Source organism: Sulfitobacter sp. G5_S2_6_S6, assembly GCF_054968505.1.
Genome location: NZ_JBQKUI010000009.1, coordinates 44,940 through 62,415 on the forward strand (window position 1 = coordinate 44,940; position 17,476 = coordinate 62,415).

Annotated in this window: 17 protein-coding genes and 1 tRNA gene; 5 read left to right on the top strand and 13 right to left on the bottom strand. The window is 60.1% G+C overall.

Features of this window, described 5'->3' with window-relative positions; genetic code table 11:
* Positions 1-2 precede the first annotated feature (2 nt).
* From ACTRWK_RS14075 to purC, 4 genes are read right to left on the bottom strand one after another with little or no spacing between them, the layout of a single operon-like run.
* Positions 3-1,763 carry a sensor histidine kinase gene (locus ACTRWK_RS14075; protein ID WP_005853695.1) on the bottom strand — a complete coding sequence of 587 codons (1,761 nt, stop codon included), beginning with the start codon at positions 1,761-1,763 and terminating at the stop codon, positions 3-5.
* A gap of 36 nt (positions 1,764-1,799) precedes the next feature.
* Complete coding sequence (gene purQ / locus ACTRWK_RS14080; RefSeq protein WP_005853697.1) at positions 1,800-2,468, bottom strand: phosphoribosylformylglycinamidine synthase subunit PurQ; 669 nt, start codon at positions 2,466-2,468, stop codon at positions 1,800-1,802.
* Entirely contained in the window at positions 2,468-2,698 is a 231-nt protein-coding gene (purS, locus tag ACTRWK_RS14085; protein ID WP_286759826.1) for a phosphoribosylformylglycinamidine synthase subunit PurS, read from the bottom strand. Before purS ends, purQ begins: the two co-directional genes overlap by 1 nt.
* A 51-nt stretch (positions 2,699-2,749) precedes the next feature.
* Entirely contained in the window at positions 2,750-3,511 is a 762-nt protein-coding gene (gene purC, locus ACTRWK_RS14090) for a phosphoribosylaminoimidazolesuccinocarboxamide synthase (protein ID WP_462843962.1), read from the bottom strand.
* 224 nt (positions 3,512-3,735) lie between these two features.
* Between purC and bmt the strand changes: the two genes are divergently transcribed.
* Complete coding sequence (gene bmt / locus ACTRWK_RS14095; protein ID WP_005853702.1) at positions 3,736-4,749, top strand: betaine--homocysteine S-methyltransferase; 1,014 nt, start codon at positions 3,736-3,738, stop codon at positions 4,747-4,749.
* Here bmt and ACTRWK_RS14100 read toward each other — a convergent pair.
* Complete coding sequence (locus ACTRWK_RS14100) at positions 4,746-5,831, bottom strand: PA0069 family radical SAM protein (protein WP_168592035.1); 1,086 nt, start codon at positions 5,829-5,831, stop codon at positions 4,746-4,748. The two genes, bmt and ACTRWK_RS14100, sit on opposite strands and share 4 nt — an antisense overlap.
* Positions 5,832-6,033: 202 nt before the next feature.
* Between ACTRWK_RS14100 and ACTRWK_RS14105 the strand changes: the two genes are divergently transcribed.
* Positions 6,034-6,732 carry a corrinoid protein gene (locus tag ACTRWK_RS14105; RefSeq protein ID WP_005853706.1) on the top strand — a complete coding sequence of 233 codons (699 nt, stop codon included), beginning with the start codon at positions 6,034-6,036 and terminating at the stop codon, positions 6,730-6,732.
* 50 nt (positions 6,733-6,782) lie between these two features.
* Positions 6,783-7,436: a DUF1638 domain-containing protein gene (locus ACTRWK_RS14110; protein ID WP_422802434.1), complete on the top strand. Its 654-nt coding sequence runs from the start codon at positions 6,783-6,785 to the stop codon at positions 7,434-7,436.
* Positions 7,437-7,497: 61 nt separating this feature from the next.
* Here the strand turns inward: ACTRWK_RS14110 and ACTRWK_RS14115 are convergent, their stop codons facing one another.
* Entirely contained in the window at positions 7,498-7,908 is a 411-nt protein-coding gene (locus tag ACTRWK_RS14115; RefSeq protein ID WP_037954435.1) for a SufE family protein, read from the bottom strand.
* A 120-nt stretch (positions 7,909-8,028) separates the two neighbouring features.
* Between ACTRWK_RS14115 and ACTRWK_RS14120 the strand changes: the two genes are divergently transcribed.
* Complete coding sequence (locus ACTRWK_RS14120) at positions 8,029-8,550, top strand: hypothetical protein (RefSeq protein WP_168592033.1); 522 nt, start codon at positions 8,029-8,031, stop codon at positions 8,548-8,550.
* 36 nt (positions 8,551-8,586) lie between these two features.
* Here ACTRWK_RS14120 and rnd read toward each other — a convergent pair whose 3' ends face one another.
* The 3 genes from rnd to purM form a co-directional block, all read right to left on the bottom strand.
* Positions 8,587-9,744: a ribonuclease D gene (rnd, locus tag ACTRWK_RS14125; RefSeq protein WP_005853713.1), complete on the bottom strand. Its 1,158-nt coding sequence runs from the start codon at positions 9,742-9,744 to the stop codon at positions 8,587-8,589.
* Positions 9,745-9,817: 73 nt separating this feature from the next.
* A complete protein-coding gene (gene purN, locus ACTRWK_RS14130) occupies positions 9,818-10,414 on the bottom strand; it encodes a phosphoribosylglycinamide formyltransferase (RefSeq protein WP_005853715.1) in 597 nt (198 codons plus the stop codon).
* Positions 10,411-11,457: a phosphoribosylformylglycinamidine cyclo-ligase gene (purM, locus tag ACTRWK_RS14135; RefSeq protein WP_037944351.1), complete on the bottom strand. Its 1,047-nt coding sequence runs from the start codon at positions 11,455-11,457 to the stop codon at positions 10,411-10,413. The genes purN and purM overlap by 4 nt, the downstream gene beginning before the upstream one ends.
* A 136-nt stretch (positions 11,458-11,593) precedes the next feature.
* Between purM and ACTRWK_RS14140 the strand changes: the two genes are divergently transcribed.
* Positions 11,594-11,670: transfer RNA gene (locus ACTRWK_RS14140), tRNA-Ile, on the top strand.
* A 107-nt stretch (positions 11,671-11,777) separates the two neighbouring features.
* Here the strand turns inward: ACTRWK_RS14140 and ACTRWK_RS14145 are convergent.
* The 4 genes from ACTRWK_RS14145 to ACTRWK_RS14160 form a co-directional block, all read right to left on the bottom strand.
* Positions 11,778-13,874, bottom strand: coding sequence for a sensor histidine kinase (locus ACTRWK_RS14145; protein ID WP_289081067.1), 2,097 nt, complete (start codon positions 13,872-13,874; stop codon positions 11,778-11,780).
* Positions 13,875-14,109: 235 nt separating this feature from the next.
* Positions 14,110-15,486: an NAD-dependent succinate-semialdehyde dehydrogenase gene (locus ACTRWK_RS14150; protein WP_289081066.1), complete on the bottom strand. Its 1,377-nt coding sequence runs from the start codon at positions 15,484-15,486 to the stop codon at positions 14,110-14,112.
* Between the two features lie 111 nt (positions 15,487-15,597).
* Positions 15,598-16,179, bottom strand: a complete 582-nt coding sequence (locus ACTRWK_RS14155) for a DUF1190 domain-containing protein (protein ID WP_005853722.1) — start codon at positions 16,177-16,179, stop codon at positions 15,598-15,600.
* A 43-nt stretch (positions 16,180-16,222) separates the two neighbouring features.
* Positions 16,223-17,458 (bottom strand): glutathionylspermidine synthase family protein, encoded by a 1,236-nt coding sequence (locus ACTRWK_RS14160; protein WP_289081065.1) that lies wholly within the window; start codon positions 17,456-17,458, stop codon positions 16,223-16,225.
* Positions 17,459-17,476: the final 18 nt, after the last annotated feature.

The window sequence follows — 17,476 nt, forward strand, 5'->3', positions numbered from 1 at the left end:
GTTTACTCTGCCGCCTGTGTCTTCTCTGTGCTGTCCATAATGGGCAGCTGCATTTCAAAAACCGCACCGCCATGTTGGCCGTTGCGAGCTGTCAGCCTGCCCCCCAGATCGGATACAATACCCGACGAGATCGCAAGCCCCAGCCCGACACCATCGCCGGGCTGCTTGGTCGTGTAAAACGGCTCGAACAGGCTATCGAGATCTTCGATCCCGGGGCCATTATCGCGCACGGTAAGCGTCGCCGTCTCACCCGCTGATAGTATAATCTCTACCGTCGGGTTTCGTTCCGATTTGGTGGCATCCAATGCGTTGCGCAAGAGATTGACCAATACTTGTTCGATCCGCATGCGGTCCCCCATCACCTGAACAGGCTCTGCGGGCAGGATACGGTTGATCTGCACTTGACGCTGACGTAGCTGCGGCTCCATCATTGACAAGGCAGAGGCAAGCGCCTCCCCCATATCAAAGGGCGAAAACTGCTGCTGACCCTTGCGCGCATAGCTTTTCAGCTGCCGCGTGATGGCCCCCATGCGTTCGATCAGATCGTCGATGCGCCCGAATGACGCCAGCGCTTCCTCCAGCCGGTTGCGCTGCATCAACAGGCGCGCGCCCGCCAGATAGGTTTTCATCGCGGCCAGCGGCTGGTTCAGCTCGTGGCTGACGGCGGCGGACATTTCGCCCAAGGCGGCGAGCTTGCTGGATTGTTCCAACGTCTGCTCGGCCACGGCCAAAGTCTGCTGCACCCGTTTGCGTTCCGCCACCTCGCGCTGAAGGGCGGCGTTCAGCGCGCGCAGCTCGGCGGATTCACGCTGAAACAGCGCCGCGCGCCCCGCCGTCCGACGGCTGAGAGCATAAAACGTCAGCGCCAGCAGGATCGCAAAGCCCATCACCTCAAGCGCAAGCACCCCGTTCACCTTCTCGCGGACCGAAGCATAGGTGGTATAGCTCGTGATCCGCCAGCCTCGAAACGGTATCCGCGACGACAGACGCATCACCGCCTCGCCCTGCAGATAGGCATCGGCGGGCAATGCGGTCCAATCGGCGGTAGCCTTGATCGCGCGCTCGATGGCGCTTTGCGGTGTCTGGTTCGACAGAGCCTCGCTTTCCGTCAGACCGCGCCATCGCGGTTCGGTCGCCATGATGATGTCACCCGTACTGTCGGTGACGATCACCGCATCCGAGATACCGGCCCAGGCCCGTTCAAACCGTTGCAGATCCACCTCGGCCGCGATCACCCCAAGGTTGGTGCCGCCTTCCTGAATACGCCGCGAATAGAAGAACCGATAGCCGCCGGTATCACGGGGAATAACGCTGAACACGGTCGAATTCGATCGCAGCGCGTCAACAAAATAAGCCTCTTGCCGGTGCGAGGCCCCCAACCGGTTGCGGTCGGTCGCTGCCACCGTGCGCCCATCGATATCATAAAGCATCAAGGACGCCGCGCCGATCTCCTCTACAAAAGAGATCAATCGCTGGGTCGACAGGGAATAATCAGATCGGGTCAGCGCCTCGATCAAGGCGGGATCACGCGACAAAAGCTGTGGCACAATCGCGTTCTGGCGCAGCTCGGCCAACAGGTTGCCGCTGTAGAGCGCGATCCGAAGCTCGGCCCGGTTGCGGGTGCTTTCGGTAAAGCGATCCGTCAGCAGCTTGTTGGTGACCGAAATCGTGGCCACCGCAATGACCAAAAGCAAAGCAACCGCCAGCCGGACGCGCCAGCTGACAGATAAAGGGGCTTCACTAGAGGACGCAGACCGAAACATGGCGGCAATCTACGCGTCCTCACCGGTGCACTCAAGTCACGCTGTGACCAGAGACCCCGCCAATGCGCGGAAGAGCGCCGCCCCGTCCGTGCCCCCATGCCCCGCATCGGCTGCGCGTTCAGGGTGCGGCATCATCCCCAACACACGACGGTTCGACGAAAGGATGCCCGCGATGTCCGACTGCGACCCGTTGGGGTTATCGCCATAGGTAAAGGCAACACGATCCTCGCCATGCAGTTTGGCAATCGTATCGCCATCGGCAAAATAATTACCATCGTGGTGGGCGATCGGGATGTCGATCATCGCACCGGCCTCGTAGCCCGATGTGTAATCGCTGTCCGCCGTGGCCACGCGCAGCGGCACGGTGCGACAGATGTATTTTAGCCCCGCATTGCGCAGCAGGGCACCGGGCAGCAGACCGGTTTCGGTCAGCACCTGAAAGCCGTTGCAGATCCCCATGACATAACCGCCACGTTCCGCATGGGCCGCCACTTCGCGACAGATCGGAGAATTCGCTGCAATGGCACCGCAGCGCAGGTAGTCGCCATAGGAAAAGCCGCCCGGAACACCCACAATATCGACGCCCTCGGGCAGGCTCGTGTCCTTGTGCCAGACCATCGACACTTTGGCACCGACCGCTTTGAATGCCACCGCCAGATCGCGGTCACAGTTAGAGCCGGGAAAAACGATGACCGCTGCGTGCATCAGCTCATCTCCACTGTGTAGGATTCGATCACCGTGTTCGCGAGCAGCTTTTCACACATCGCCTCGACGTCGGCCTTGGTTGCGTCGTCGTTCAGGTCCAGCTCGATCACCTTGCCCTGACGCACGCCATTGACGCCTTCAAAGCCCATGGCCCCAAGCGCGTGGCGCACGGCCTCGCCCTGCGGATCCAGAACACCGTTTTTCAACATCACATGCACCCGTGCTTTCATGACGCGTCCCCTATCTTCATTTTGCAAAATAAACTCATCTGCGACGCCAGCCTAGTTGATCAACGTCGGTTTCATCATCGGTGTCGACGTCTTGGGCATGACCCCCAAACGTCGGGCGACTTCGGTATAGGCATCCGTCAGCGACCCCAGATCGCGGCGGAACACATCCTTATCCAGCTTCTGTCCGGTTTCGATATCCCACAGACGGCAGCTGTCGGGGCTGATCTCGTCGGCGACGATCAGACGCTGGAAATCGCCCTCGTAGATCCGGCCCACCTCAAGCTTGAAGTCTACCAGCCGGATGCCCACGGCCATCATCACGCCGGACATGAAATCGTTGACCCGCAGCGACAGGCTCAGGATGTCTTCCATGTCCTGCTGACCGGCCCAGCCAAAGGCGGCGATATGTTCCTCGGTGACCAGAGGATCGCCAAGGTCGTTGTTCTTGAAGTGATATTCCACAATCGGGCGTGGCAGTTGCATGCCCTCGTCAATGCCAAGCCGCGTAGACAGATCCCCCGCCGCATAATTGCGCACGACGATCTCGAGCGGGATGATCTCTGCCTGACGGATCAGCTGTTCGCGCATGTTCAGACGTTTGATGAAATGCGTGGGCACGCCGATGTTGTTCAGGCCGGTCATGAAGAATTCGGACAGGCGGTTGTTCAGCACGCCCTTGCCTTCGATCACCTCTTTTTTCTCGGCGTTAAAGGCGGTTGTGTCGTCTTTGAAGTGCTGGACAATGGTCCCCGGTTCCGGTCCTTCATACAGGATCTTCGCCGTACCTTCATAGATTTTCGTGCGACGGGCCATGCACATCCCTTCCAGACAACAGGCCGGTTGGAATACCCATCAGCCATTTCTAGCCTGTCACATAGTCCAAGCGCCCCTGCCACGCAAGCGCGCGCCCTGCCCTCATGGCGGTCATGCACGCAGAAACCATGGCGGCGGCTCATGACGATCATGAGAATAATGAAGTTGCGTCAACAGGGGCGTTGTGGGAAACGGCAAAATCACCCATTTAGCGGAGCGTTTTGATGTCCAACCCCCTCACCGATCTTCTGGCTGAAAAAGGCACGCTGCTGGCCGATGGTGCCACTGGCACGAACCTGTTCAATATGGGCCTGATGTCCGGTGACGCGCCAGAGATGTGGAACACCGAACAGCCGCAAAACATCATCAAGCTGTATCAGGGTGCCGTGCAATCGGGCAGCGATATCTTCCTGACCAACTCCTTCGGCGCGAATGCCTCGCGCCTGAAACTGCATAATGCCGAAAAACGCGCCCATGAGCTGAGCCGCGTGTCCGCCGAGCTCGCGCGCGAGGTCGCGGATAAGGCCGGTCGCAAGGTCATCGTTGCAGGCTCCGTCGGCCCCACGGGCGAGATCATGGAGCCGGTCGGCCCCCTCACCCACGCGCTGGCGGTCGAGATGTTCCACGAAACCGCAGACGGGCTGAAAGCCGGCGGTGCCGATGTGGGCTGGCTGGAGACGATCAGCGCCCCCGAGGAATACCGCGCCGCCGCCGAAGGCTTCAAGCTGGCAGGGCTCGACTGGGTCGGCACGATGAGCTTTGACACCGCAGGCCGCACCATGATGGGCATGACATCCGAGGCGATGGTCGACATGGTGCATGACCTCGATTATGGCCCGCTGGCCTATGGGGCCAACTGCGGCACCGGCGCGTCGGATGTGTTGCGCACGGTGTTGGGGTTCGCCTCCAAAGGCATGCCGACGCCGATTGTGTCCAAGGGCAACGCGGGCATCCCGAAATACGTCGAAGGCCACATCCATTATGACGGCACGCCCGAACTGATGGCCGATTACGCCGAAATGGCCCGCAACTGCGGCGCGTCGATCATCGGCGGCTGCTGTGGCACCATGCCGGAACATCTGGTGCATATGCGCGCCGCTCTCGACAGCCGGCCCAAGGGTGACGCCCCCACGCTGGAACAGATCGTAGAGGCACTTGGTCCGTTCTCGTCGGCAAGCGATGGCACCGATGGCGAAGGCCCCACCCGCGCACCACGCCGTGGCCGCCGCCGGGGTTAATCCCCGAACAGATCCAACTGCGCGCTCGCCCGTTTGGGCGGGCGGAACAGATCGCAGCGCATTGGCGGCAGGAGCGTATCCAGCCCCAACCGTTTGACCGCCAAGGTAAACCGCTGCGCAATCATCTCGGCATAGGGGCCTTCGCCGCGCATCCGTCGGTGCCAATTTGCGTCATATTCCTTGCCCCCGTGCATCTCGCGCAGCCGCGCCATGATGCGACCCGCGCGGTCAGGGTAATGCGCCGCCAACCATTCCTGCATCAAGGGCGACACCTCGCGCGGCAAGCGCAGCATGATCCAGCTGGCCGCCACGGCCCCCGCATCGCGCCCCGCTTCCAAAATCGCCTCAAGCTCGGGATCGGTCAGCGCCGGCACCATGGGGGACGCCATCACCCGCACCGGAATGCCCGCCTCTGCCAAACGTTCGATCACCTGCAACCGGCGTTTCGGTGCAGGCACCCGCGGCTCCATCAACCGCGAAAGCGTCGCATCCAGCGTCGTCACCGACACGCCCACGCGGCACAGCCCGCGCGCCGCCATATCCGACAGAATATCAATATCCCGCTCGATCAGACTGCCCTTGGTCACAATGGCAACGGGATGGTTCGCGTCTGACAGCACCTCTAGCAGCGCGCGCATGATCCGATGCTCTTTCTCGATCGGCTGATAGGGATCGGTGTTCGTGCCAATCGCAATGGGGGCGACCTGGTATTTCTTCGCCGCCAACTCTCGTTTCAACACCTCGGGTGCCTCGGGCCGTGCGATCAACCGCGTCTCGAAATCCAGGCCAGGCGACAACCCCAGATAGGCATGGCTTGGCCGCGCGAAACAATAGACACAGCCGTGTTCGCACCCGCGATACGGGTTGATCGACCGGTCGAACGGCAGGTCTGGCGACTGGTTGTAGCTGATCACGGAGCGTGGAATTTCAACGCTCACCTGAGTGCGCAAGACCGGCAAAGGGTCATCATCGCCCGCCCATCCATCGGCCACAGCGCTGACGGTCAGCGGCTCGAACCGGCCCGGGCGGTTGCTGGATGTGCCCCGTCCGGGCAGTCTGTATTTGCGCTGTGCCTGATCCATTCAAATCTTTTGAAACAAATTAGGAACATGGTCAAGTATATTGGCCCAAGCCATTGTTTTACAGCACGATTGAGCGTAATTTCCCAACAACCAAAGCGTCGCACGCGGTGCCGGGTTTGTCGCAAAAAGCACGAAGCTTTCGGCGCGTATGTGACAAAAAGGCACAAGCCCGCGCGGGTGAGTTAACCGATGAGGAACGACTATGTCGGATGAAGACGAAATTATCCTTGCCGATCTGGACGACGAAGAACTTGTTCAGCAGATGTTTGATGATCTCTATGACGGTCTGCGCGAAGAGATCGAAGAAGGGGTCAATATCCTGATCGAACGCGATTGGGCACCCTATGACATTTTGACCAAGGCGCTTGTTGGCGGCATGACCATCGTCGGGGCCGACTTCCGCGACGGTATCCTCTTTGTCCCCGAAGTGCTTTTGGCTGCGAACGCGATGAAAGGCGGCATGGCGATCCTAAAGCCGCTGCTGGCCGAAACCGGCGCGCCGCGCGTGGGCAAGATGGTGATCGGCACGGTCAAGGGCGACATCCACGACATCGGCAAGAACCTTGTGTCGATGATGATGGAAGGCGCGGGCTTCGAGGTTGTCGATCTTGGCATCAACAATTCGGTCGAAGCCTATCTTGAAGCGATGGAAACCGAAGGGCCGGACATCCTTGGCATGTCTGCGCTCCTGACCACGACCATGCCCTATATGAAAGTCGTGATCGACACGATGGTCGAACAGGGCATCCGCGATGACTATATCGTGCTGGTCGGCGGGGCCCCGTTGAACGAAGAATTCGGCAAGGCCATCGGTGCCGACGCCTATTGCCGCGATGCCGCCGTCGCGGTGGAAACCGCCAAGGAATGGGTCGGGCGGAAACACAACGCCGCCAAGGCGTAAACAGTTGATCTAGAACATAAAGGCCCTTCCCTACCGGAGGGGCCTTTTGCATGACGGAGCGTGAGATGAAGCCGCCCTCGGACCGTGATCTGACAGAAAAAGGCCTGCCGCTCGCCCCGCAGACGGGCCGCATTCTGCTGATCGCCTGCGGGGCGCTGGCGCGGGAAATTCTCGACCTGAAAGAGGCGAACGGCTGGTCGCATCTGGACCTGACCTGCCTGCCCGCCAAGCTGCATCTCTACCCAGAAAAAATCACCGACGAAGTCCGCGCAGCCGTTAAGAAACACCGCGGCAAATACAACGACATATTCGTTGTCTACGCCGACTGCGGCACCGGCGGATTGCTAGAGGCGGAGTGTAAGAAACTTGGCGTGCAGATGGTCGCCGGGCCGCATTGCTATAGCTTTTTTGAGGGCAATGACCGCTTTTCCAAGATCTCGGAGGACGAGATTACCACCTTCTATCTCACCGATTTTCTGGTCCGCCAGTTCGACGCTTTCATTATAAAACCCATGGGGCTCGACCGGCACCCCGACCTGCGCGATATGTACTTCGGGAACTACGAAAAGCTTGTGTATCAGGCGCAAACAGATGATCCCGCGCTTACCGACAAGGCGAAAACATGCGCCGATAGGCTCGGCCTTGCCTTTGAACGGCGCTTTACCGGCTACGGTGATCTGGCGCGCACGCTCAAGGCGCTCTGATCTTCATTTTGCCAAATAAACTCAACTGGCACAGCCGTCGCCACAGCCCGCAGGCACGCGTTCAACCCTGCTGTGCAGCCTCGCCGCGAATCCGTTCGATCATCGCGGTCAGCCCGTTCGACCGCTGCGCCGACAGATGTTCGTTCAACCCAAGGCGCCCCATCTCTGCGCGGGCATCGATGGCGCTGACATCGGCCGCGGGCACGCCGTTATACAGTTTTTGAAGCACGGCAATCAGGCCTGAAACGATCATCGCATCGCTGGCCCCGTCGAAATGGAGCACGCCGTCCTCGAACTGGGTATGCAACCAGACCTGACTGGCGCACCCATCTACTTTGGTTGCGGGCACGCGCAGCTCTTCGGTCAGCGGCTCCATCGCCTTGCCCAGATCGATCACATGGCGATAGCGGTCTTCCCAATCGTCCAGAAACTCGAAATCCTCGACCAGTTCTTCAAATGCCTCTGTCGCCACGGTGCGTCCCTCTTTTCGCTTGCCAAACAGGTAGGTTGCACGATGCCAAAGGTCCACCCCCTTCCCAACGGGTCTGGGATGGGTTAGTCAAATATTACCGAAATTTCTACGGCGGACCCCATGCGCAAGACCTTTTCAGCCATCCTGGTATCGACCCTTGTTTTGACAGGCTGCGCGACCGTGCGCGACAGCCGTGTGAACCCGTTCAACTGGTTCGGAACCGCGCGGTCTGAACCGATCACCCGTCAGGAAGCCTCGACCAACCCTTTGATCCCGCAGCGGACCGGATTGTTCTCCTCCTCGCGGAATAAAGAGGTGGTATATGCCGGTCGCCCCTTCGACCAGATCATTGATCTGACAATCGAAGAAGTACCGGGCGGTGCCGTCGTGCGCGCCACCGGTCGCGCGGATCGTCAGGGCATTTACGAGGTGCAGCTAACCCCCGCGAACGAAGACGAGCTGCCAGTGGACGGCGTTCTGACCTACCGTCTTGAAGGGGTAGAACCAAGCGAGGCGACCGCCATCGGCACGCCTCCCACCCGCGAGGTTACGGCCGGCCGCAAGCTGACCAACCAGACGCTGGCTGGCGTGACGACCATCCGCGTCGAAGGGCTTCGAAACGCGATGACATCGCGCCGCTAATCCCAACAAAAATAATAAAAACCAAAAGGTTGAGCGTTAAAGCTCAACCACTTTCAGATCGGACCCGACCGCGGTCAAAGCGATCTCGCCGTTGCACAGTCGCAGCGCATCTTCCCCGAATACCTCGCGTCGCCACCCTTTAAGTGCGGCCACATCACGCAGCCCTGCGGCGATCCCGTCAAGATCCGCAGCGGGGGCGATCAGCTTGGCCGCAACGCCAGCGCTTTCGGACTTGGCCTTCAGCAAGACACGCAGCAGATCGGACAGCGCCGGATTGACCTGAAGCTTGTCGCGGCTGCGATCAGGCTGCGGCATATCTCCGGGCGGGCAATTCACGCCGGCGGCCACCGCCTTGAGGATACCATCCGCGATCTCGCCCTTGCGGGCCTCGCGCAGAAGCAGACGGGCGCGGCCCAGTTCCTCGTGGTTTTTCGGTTTGTTGCTGGCCAACTCTACCATCGCGTCATCCTTATAGACGCGGCTGCGCGGGATGTTGCGGGTCTGGGCGTATTCCTCGCGGAAGGCGGCCAGTTCGCGCACCAGCGCCAGGAACTTTGGCGAATTCGTGCGCGTCTTGACCCGACGCCATGCCTCGCGCGGCGGGGTGACATAGGTGTCAGGGCTGGTCAGTATCTCAAGCTCTTCCTGAACCCAGCGGGCGCGGCCCGTCTGTTCAAGCTTACGCGCAAGGAATTCGTAGATCTGGCGCAGGTGCGTGACATCGGCCAGCGCATATTTCGCCTGCGCATCGCTCAGCGGGCGGCGCGACCAATCGGTAAAACGGGACGTCTTATCAAGAGGTTGATGGGCAATCTTGCGCACCAGCGTTTCATATCCCACCTGTTCGCCAAAGCCACAGACCATCGCCGCGACCTGTGTGTCGAACAAGGGTTCGGGAAAGACGCCCGCATCGACATAGAAAATCTCTAGATCCTGCCGCGCGGCGTGGAAGACTTTGACCACCGATGTATCACGGAACAGCGTGTACAGCGGGTCAAGCGACAGCCCCTCGCTCAGCGGGTCCACCAGAACGGCATTGCTATCGTCGGTTCCGGGCATCGCCAACTGGATCAGACAGAGCTTGGAATAATAGGTCCGTTCGCGCAGAAACTCGGTATCGACGGTCACGTAATCATGCTTGGCGGCCTCTGTGCAGTAGGCTTCAAGCTCGGCGGTGGTGGTGATTGTTTTCATAGCGCTACTTTGGACAGAGGAAGCCATTCAGGCAATGGAAAAGCGCATGGTTTCAGCGCAATAGGCCGCGCGGTCAGCTTTCCAGCATTAAAAGATCACGGTTGCCGCTGGCAAACCGCCGCAGCACCGCAGGGTAAAGACGATGTTCCTGCACCAGAACCCGCGCTGCCAGATCCTCTGGCGTGTCGCCGGCCATAACGGGAATGGTCGCCTGCCCCAGGATCGGCCCGTCATCCAGCGCCGCTGTAACCTCATGCACGGTGCAGCCATGCTGGGTATCGCCGGCCTCAAGCGCGCGGGCATGGGTGTGCAGCCCCTTATAGCGCGGCAGCAAAGACGGGTGGATATTGATCATCCGCCCCGCCCAAGCATCGGTAAAGCCACCGGTCAGTTTGCGCATGAATCCGGCCAGACAGATGATGTCGGGCGCATGGGGCATCAGCCGCGCGGTCAGTTCGTTTTCAAAGGCAGCGCGATCCCCTGCAAAGGGCTTGTGATCCACGACTTCGGTCGGGATGCCGCGTTCTTTGGCCCAGGCAATCCCGCCCGCGTCCGCCACATTCGACACCACCACACAGGGCCGCGCGGGATGGTCGCCGGTCATGTCTTCGACCAGCGCCCGCATGTTCGACCCGCCACCCGAAAGGAAAATCGCAACCCGTTTGGTCACAGCAGGCTACCGGTATAGGCAACGCCCGTGGTCTCGGTGACATTACCCATCGGATAGACCGTTTCGCCCGCCTGCCGCAGCAATTTGGTCAGCGCCTCGGCCTCATCCGCCTTGACCACAAGGATCATACCCACGCCGCAGTTAAAGGTCTTGAGCATCTCGGTTTCCGAGATCGCACCCACATCGGCCATCCATTTGAACACGCCGGGCAGCTCCCAGCTGTCCAGATCAATCTGCGCGCCCAGATCATCGGGCAGAACGCGGGGCAGGTTTTCCGTCAGACCGCCGCCGGTGATATGGGCCAGCGCATGCACGCCCCCTGCCCGCACGGCCTGCAACGCGGGTTTCACATAAAGCCGCGTCGGCGTCAGCAGCACCTCGCCCAATGTTCCGTCGGCCCAGGGGCAGTCCGCATCCCAGCCAAGACCAGAGATCTCGACCAGTTTACGCACCAGAGAATAGCCGTTCGAATGCACCCCGTCCGAGGCAAGCCCCAGCAGCACATCCCCCGCCGCCACATCACGTGGCAGGTCCGCGCCGCGTTCCATCGCGCCCACAGAGAAGCCCGCGAGGTCGAAATCACCTTCGGAATACATGCCAGGCATCTCTGCCGTCTCGCCCCCGATCAACGCGCAGCCAGAGCCTTCGCAGCCTTTGGCGATGCCTTCGATGATCCGCGCGGCCTGTTCGGTCTCAAGCTTGCCGGTGGCGAAATAATCGAGGAAAAACAGAGGCTCCGCCCCTTGGCAGACCAGATCGTTGACGCACATGGCGACCAGATCGACCCCCACGCCATCGACGTTGCCGGTATCAATCGCGATCCGCAGCTTGGTGCCTACACCGTCCGTCGCAGCGACGAGGATCGGGTCGGTATAGCCCGCCCCCTTGAGGTCGAACAGCGCGCCGAAACCGCCAAGCCCCGACATCACGCCCGGACGCTTGGTCCGTTTGGCCGCCGGTTTGATACGTTCTACCAGCGCGTTGCCTGCATCAATATCCACACCAGCGTCTGCATAGGTGATCGAGTTCTTGGAGTTGGTCATGACGCATCCCGCTGCCTGTTCCCTTTGCGAAAGTGGGTTATAGCAGGTTGCGCAGGCGTGCAATGCACCTAAGCCACATCTGCGCGTTTCTATCCCTTGACGCGCCGCGCCCGCCCGCTTACCAAACCGCGCAGGCGGGCCTGTAGCTCAATTGGTTAGAGCAGAGCGCTCATAACGCTTTGGTTGCGGGTTCAAGTCCTGCCGGGCCTACCAAACTTTCAGTATTCAAACTGAAACCGCCGCGTTCCATTTGAAAATACCAGGTTACTCCGGGGTTGCACGCTACGATCCGCGGGGCGATCGCGCTGTTTCGCGTGGCCTTAGGCGGCAGCGTTTACCTCGAGGCTTTGCGCGGCGCGGATGGGGAGTGTCAGGATAAAGCAGCTGCCCTGCCCGACGACGCTGGACACGCTAAGGCTGCCGCCCTGCATTTCTGCCAGACTGCGCGAAATCGCGAGCCCCATGCCCGTGCCGCCTGCCCGACGCGTGGCGGTGGAATCGACCTGATAGAAGACCTCGAAAATGCTTTGGAGTTCGGCTTCGGGGATGCCGGCACCGCTGTCATGCACTTCGAAGCTGACGACATCGCCCACGGGTTTCACCACCAGACGGACGAAACCGGTGTCGGTGAATTTGATCGCGTTGCCGATGAGGTTGAACAGGATCTGCCGCGCGCGCACCTTATCGGCAAAGACCATATCCGCCTCTTGCACCACATCAAAGGCCAGCCCCTTCTTGCTTGAAAGTGTGCGAAGCTGTTCGATCACCGGATCGACAATATCCTGCACCGCACAATGGCTGGGTTCGATCACCAGGCTGCCGGATTCGATCTTGGCCACGTCGAGGATCTCGTTGATGAGGTGCAACAGATGCTCGCCGGATTGCACCAACCGGTTCATCAGGCCGGACAGCTGGTCGTACATCTCATCCAGCAGACGTTTTGCCTCTTCGTGGCTGATCTCTCCGTCCTCATAGCCCTTGAGCAGCGCCTTGGACGACGACAGCATGCGCGCGTTGCGGGAAAGCTGCGCCACGCCCATGATCACCGTCAGCGGCGTGCGCAGCTCGTGGCTGAGGACGCCCATGAAATCCGTCTTGGCCTTGCTGGCAGCTTCGGCGGCATCCTTGGCGTGGCTCAGCTCGGTCACATCCACGCGCAGGCCGACATAGCTACCGTCTGCCAAAGGCCGGTCAGAGGCTTTGATCACGCGCCCGCCCGACAGATGTTGTTCTGTCTCGGAGGTTCTGTTTTCGCGGTGGATGGCCAAGCGACGCTCGATCCACTCTTCCTCGTTATAGCGCCCCATGGGAAACTGCTTGCTTTTGACACCGATACGCAGCAGCTCGGCAAAAGGTGTTCCGGGCTTGAGCACTTCAGAGGGAAGATCGTACATCTCTTTGTATTTCGAGTTGCTCAGAAGCAAACGATCCTGCGCGTCGAACATGACAAACCCGTCGTTCAGCGCCTCGATCCCGCTGCTTAGCAGGACTTCGGCACGTTTGCGCCGCTCTGACACCTGCAGCACATAAAGCAGCGTGCCCAAAAGCATCAGCCCGGCCGACGCGATGAGCGCGCGTTTTGACCATTGATCGGGCGCGTGTTTGGGCCATCCGCCCTTGGTGCGTGCTTCCAGCATCCATTCCTCGAAGGAGAAATCGAATTCCAACGTAACAGTATCCGCCTCCAGCAGGCCCCGATCGCCGTAGGTGAACATCTGCGGCCCTACCCCCACCTGCGGAGAGGCCGCATGAATGAGGATATCATAGCGTTCTTCGGCCTCACGTATGCCGGAATTGATCAGGAATTGATCATAGTCCAGCACGAGCGATACGATCCCCCACAGCTGGCGTTTGCTGCCGTCAACATCGCCTTCGGTGGCAAAGTCGGGATCGGGCCAATAGACCGGGGCACGCAGGATCAGCCCCTTGCCGCCTTGCACCAGATCGACGGGGCCGGTCATCAGCTCTTTGCCCAGGTTCAGCATCCGTTCAATGCCGGGAAACTGGTCTTCGTTTGTGCGGTAATCTAACCCAAGCGCGCCCATGTTCGGCGCGAGCGGGTGGATCAGGGTCACGACGAGGTCAGGCGCGGCAGCGATATTGATGACCGTGTCGTCGACTTCACGTATATTTTGAACCCGCTGGGTAAACTCTTCCTGTTTGGCAAAGGGGTTCTCGCCGATGAACGTCGCAAGTTCGCGCAGCGCGAGGGACCGTTCGTGAATGATTTCTTCAAACTGTTCGCGCACCTCAAGCAGGTCCAAGTATGTCTGGGCGCGGGCTTCGTATACGAAAGCTTCGGAGAGCAGACGGTCCAGACGGCCGGCGGCGTAGGTAATGATGACTGCCGCGACGAGGAATGCGACCAGTGACCATATACCGCCGATGTGGGTGCGCTTTGTTCTACTTAAGGGCAAGCACTGTTCCGCCTGAAGCGCAGCCTAGCTGCGGATTACCTGAAGCATCCAAGTCTAAGAGATCAATCTATGCGGCGGCAGGGCGAGAATTTGCCGACCAAATGTTACCCGTGAGCTGTGGCGCGCGCGCCGCATTCGTTAACTTTGCGTAAACCTTAACCTTCGTGCCCAAATAAGTTGCGCGCGCCGGACATATCTCCGACGCGCGCACCACGTTTACCGTTGCCTCGCAGGCTTAGGGCAGGAAAATCGCCTTGGCGTTGGCGAATTCCTTCATGCCGAATCCGCCATGCTCACGCCCATAGCCGGAATCTTTCACCCCGCCAAAGGGCATATTCGGATCGGCAGCCCCGAAGGAGTTGATGCGGATCATGCCTGTGTCGAAATGCTCTCTCGCGAGCTTCAAGGCGCGGTCCTCGTCCTTCGAGAATATCCCGCCGCCCAGACCGTAGCGGCTGTCATTCGCGAGACGCATCGCGTCTTCATCATCCTTTGCACGGATGATCGACGCAACGGGTCCGAAGATTTCATCGTCAAACGCCGGCATACCGGGTTTAAGGTCGGACAGAACGGTTGCGGGATAATAGGCCCCCGTACGGTCAGGCACCTCGCCACCGCACAGCACCTTGGCCCCTTTATCAACGCTTTCTTTCACCTGATCGCGCACGGTCTCGAACTGGTCTTGGCTGGACAATGGGCCCAGCTGAACGTTTTCGTCGGTCGGATCGCCCATATTGATCTTCTTCATCTCGGCGACGAAGGCATCAACAAAGGCGTCATGCACCTTATCGGCGACAATAAAGCGTTTCGCCGATACACAGGTTTCCCCGTTGTTATAGAGCCGACCCATAACCGAGAATTTGACCGCTGTTTCGATATCAGCATCCTCAAGCACCAGATAGGCGTCGTTGGACCCAAGCTCGAGCACGGTCTTTTTCAGCGACTTCGCGGCGACCGACCCGATGTGACGGCCCGCGCCATCGCTGCCCGTCATTGTCACGCCACGCACCTTGGGGTGTTCGATCAGCTTGTCGCTGGTGTCGTGGTCGATGAGGATCACTTGGAACAGGTCTTCGGGTAGCCCTGCCTCGATACAAAGTTCGCGCAGGCGCAGGCCCGATCCGGTGCAGATGCTCGCGTGTTTCAGAACACAACCGTTGCCCGTCATCAGGTTCGCCGCAAGCACACGGGTGGGCTGATACAGTGGGAAGTTCCACGGCTGGATCGAATAGATGACGCCGATAGGCTGATAGCTCACGACCCCACGCTTGCCGTCGGCACCGTGGGTGCGTTCTTCATCCGCGAGCACGTCGGGGCCGTTCTTGGCGGTATATTCAAAGATGGCCGCGCAAATCTCTACCTCGGTCTTGCCATCCTTCAGCAGCTTACCTGTCTCGCGCGTCATGAGGGCGGCTAATTCATCCGCGTTCTCGCGCAGCTTGGCGGCGATCTTGGTCAGATAGGGCGCGCGTTCCTTGTGCGACAGCTTGCGCCACTCAAGATGCGCGTCATGACAGGCTTCGATCCGCTGAATAGCCTCTGCCTCGCTCATCAGATCGTAGGACTGGATCTCTTCTTCGGTGGCGGGATTGATTGTCGTGATCTTGGACATGTCTGCTCCTTCTTCGCTTATTCGCGTCGAAGGGCAAACACATGGCCGTCGTATCAAGTTCCTGCGGTTGCGGCTGCTGCGGTCACGTCTGCGTGTGCGACGCCCGCACCCTTAGCCGCCGAAGCCCGTGCGCCCGCTACCCACCTTCCCGAAACCGCCGCGGGATTTTGCCGTCGCACGGGTCATCGGGGTTTTGCCCACGGTCGTCGCGGGGCGGGTGAATTGCGAGGTGCTGAGCTTGGCGGCCCCCTTGTTGCTGGAATAGGTGCTGGTGCGCGCCGCATTGGTGAACTTGCCATCCGCCGTCTTGTACATCGGCTGGCTTGCGGCCATCCCCGACCGCCCGCCCAGCATGTTCCCGATCAGATAACCCGCGAGCAACGGCATAAAGATACCGCCCGACCCGCCCTGTGTTTGCTGCGCCTCTGACCCGCAGGCCCCTTCGCCGTGTTGTTCTTCGCAGACATCCAGACTGTTGTAGCGCGGTGCGGATTCCACATGCAGTGTCTCTGCCTCGGCAAAAGCGGTTTCACAATCGGCGGCGGTGAATGTGCCCCCAAAAGACGCCTCGTTCTTGCAGCTTTGCACATCGGGAAAGGCAGCGGCATCAATCTTTTCGTCGCGGCAACCGGCCAGTGTAAAGGCGGTGGCCCCGATAATCGCGATGGCGACGCGTTTTGACCGTTTTGTCATGATGATCTGCTTTCTGCTGTGGTTCGGCGATTGGGCGACGATGCTAACCGGAATATGGCGCAATGTAATGGGGTTTGAAACGTGACAGGTCCTGCGTGATCCTTGACTGGTCCTCGCGCAGGCCGATGCCCGCACAGGTCTGCCCGATGATCCACGCGCCGACCACGGGGCGCATCCCGTCGAACTGCGGCAAGGGCGCATAGGCCTGAAGGATACGGGCGTGTTCGGCATACTCCGTGTTGCTGGCGCTTTCGATGATCTGGCCGGATTTGACGATCTCGACCGAGGCCCCTTCGCGCGACAGGATCGGTTTGCGCACATGGGCCCGTGCAAGCCATGCGCGCGCTCGGTCAAAGGCATCCGACGCACGCCCCGTGACAGAGCCGCGCCCCGCCATCGCCTCGCCCACATCCTGTTCAAAGAACGCAGGGAGAAGGTTCGGGTGATCCTCGAACATCTCCCACAGCACGGGCAGCAGGCCCTTGTTGGAAAGCAGCGCTTTCCATGCGGGTTCAAGGAACAGACAGCCAGAGCCTTCGATGTGGTCCGCGTAGTCGTCGCGCAGCAGGTCTTCCCACGGGTAGAGTTTGAACAAGACGGCGATGCGGCGGTCCTCATCATCCAGAAACTGCCCGTCATCGCTCAGCGCGATTTTATCAAGGTCGCAATAATGCGCCCCCAACCCCGCCTCGCGCGCGGCCCAACCCATAGCCTCTACCGTGCCGTAATCTTCCGGATTACCCGTCACGGCGGTGAAATGCAGATCGCTATCGGGTTCAAACACATCGGCGAAACGGGCGACAAGCGCCTCGTGGATGCCGTTGAACTGATCCGCCCCCTCGGGCAGATTGCCTGCCTCTAGCTGATCTTCCAACCACTGCCACTGGAAGGACGCCGATTCATAAAGCGAGGTCGGCGTATCTGCATTATACTCCAGCAGTTTGGCAGGCCCCTGCCCGTCATATGCCAGATCGAAGCGGCCATAGATCTCGGGGTCGCCTTGCTTCCAGCTGTTCGCAATGAGGTCACGGTGCGCTTCGGGAATGGCAAGCTTGTCCAACAGCTCTTCGCTGGCAAGGATGTGGTCCACCGCCTCGCGGCACATACCATGCAGCGCGGTCGCGGGGTCTTCGATGTCATTTTCGATCTGGTCAAGCGAGAACGCGTAGACAGAGGTTTCGTCCCAATAGGGTTCCCCGTGCATGTCCGCGAAGGAAAAACCGACCTCTTTGGCGTGGTCGCGCCAATGGGGCCGTTCGGCTAGTTCTACTCTTTGCATCCGGCCGGACCTTTCGCT